Annotated in this window: 1 rRNA gene; it reads right to left on the reverse strand. The window is 46.1% G+C overall.

The window, feature by feature from the left end:
- A 16S ribosomal RNA gene (locus tag Q1A40_RS23010) occupies positions 1-180 on the reverse strand; the annotation flags it as partial.
- Positions 181-345: the final 165 nt, after the last annotated feature.

The raw sequence follows: 345 nt of genomic DNA on the forward strand, positions 1-345 counted from the left end.
TTATGCGGTATTAGCTACCGTTTCCAGTAGTTATCCCCCTCCATCGGGCAGTTTCCCAGACATTACTCACCCGTCCGCCGCTCGTCACCCGGAAGCAAGCTTCCTGTGTTACCGCTCGACTTGCATGTGTTAGGCCTGCCGCCAGCGTTCAATCTGAGCCATGATCAAACTCTTCAATTTAAAAGTGTTTGATGCTCAAAGAATTCATACTGTTTATAAAACTAGTGTTCACTCTTCAAGACTTGATATTTTTTTGCGCCCTAGAGCGCGACACCCGAAGGTGTTTGAGATATCAATCTTGCGAGTGCCCACACAGATTGTCTGATAAATTGTTAAAGAGCAGTG

Source organism: uncultured Cedecea sp. (genome assembly GCF_947498825.1).
Classification (GTDB): Bacteria; Pseudomonadota; Gammaproteobacteria; order Enterobacterales; family Enterobacteriaceae; genus JGM124.